This is a genomic window from bacterium, from assembly GCA_024228115.1.
Classification (GTDB): Bacteria; Myxococcota_A; UBA9160; order UBA9160; family UBA6930.
In genome coordinates, this window is sequence record JAAETT010000013.1 from 1 (window position 1) to 1,285 (window position 1,285).

At 66.4% G+C, this 1,285-nt stretch carries 1 protein-coding gene; it reads right to left on the reverse strand.

Annotation, left to right across the window (positions count from 1 at the left end):
* Positions 1-11: 11 nt before the first annotated feature.
* Entirely contained in the window at positions 12-1,178 is a 1,167-nt protein-coding gene (locus GY937_00385; GenBank protein MCP5055163.1) for a serine hydrolase, read from the reverse strand.
* Positions 1,179-1,285: the final 107 nt, after the last annotated feature.

Consider the following 1,285-nt stretch of genomic DNA (forward strand, 5'->3'; position numbering starts at 1 on the left):
AGTGTCCACCCTCAAACCAGGGTCGCCGAACTCACGCCGCGCCTCTGGAAAGAGAACTTCGCCGACGCTCCCCTCGGGCCCCTGACAGGCTGAGACCCCGCGATACGGGCTGCAACCACGTCCGAGGCTGGCCGCTTACGGACTAATAGGTCTCGTTCCGGAACCAGCACAACATACTGGCCGCCGTTGCCGGTCATCTGGAACGCACTGCCGGGTGCGCCGGGCAGAGGATCGAACTGCTTCCCGCGGGCTGGAAGATTCGGCCAGAAGTGAGCACCGTAGGTTCCGTTGTTGTCGACCGGTGCGCGGGTGCGTGAAAAGTCCACCCAGCCTGCGGGAAGGATACGCCGGCCGTCCCATTCACCGTCGCGCAGGTAGAGCAGACCAAGGCGCGCCCAATCCCGAGCTGTCGCCCAGACGTGGCTGCCACCAACCAGTTGGCCGCGGCTGTCGGATTCGGCGATGAGGCTCTTGATCCCGAGCGGGTCGAGCAATTCCTTTTCCATCCAGGCCCTGGTGGCTTCACGGCTGGGGCCTGTCAGGCGTGAGACGATGCCGCCAAGAATTGCACTGGTTCCCGTCGAGTAGGCCCAATGGGTCCCGGGGTCGTGCAGGAACGGAACGTTGGCCGCATGGCCCGCCATGTCTTGTGCGTTGGAGCCGAACAGGAGCTGGCCGACGAAGGCCTGCGGGTCAGCGTCGCCGTCTGCATTGTCGAGCCCTGTGGTCATGTTGAGAAGCTGGCGGAGGGTGAGGCGGTGGCGAGGGTCATCCGCTGCGCTCCAGGCTGGCACCGGACCTGGGGCGTCGGCCGCGGGCGGGCCGTCGCGCACGAGGATGGCGACGAGGCATTGCACGAAGCTCTTGGCCATCGACCAGGAATGAAATCGCGACTCCGGGCCGAAGCCCTCGGCATAGCGCTCGAGAACGATCTTGCCGCCCTGGACGATCAACACGGCACGGGTGTCCGGGAGACCCCCGGCCGGTCGACTCTCGAAAATCTTCCTGACCGCCAAAGCCAGGGCCTTCGAATCGACGCTCGGCACGAGCTTCGTTTCTTGCCAGGCAACGCTCGGCCACGCGATCTGCGCGGGCTGCGATGGGAGGGGAATCAGTGCCTCAGCGGCTCCTGCCGTGGGCAAGAGCAGGAGCAGGCTGGTGAGGATCAGAACGTGCACGACGGGAAGGTAGGCCCCTCCGACTCTTGGGGTAGGCGGGCGCGGGGGCTGCCCACTCTCGCACGCGTCGAGCCCGGCTCCGGGCCGAACTCGGCGCCAGCCCATGA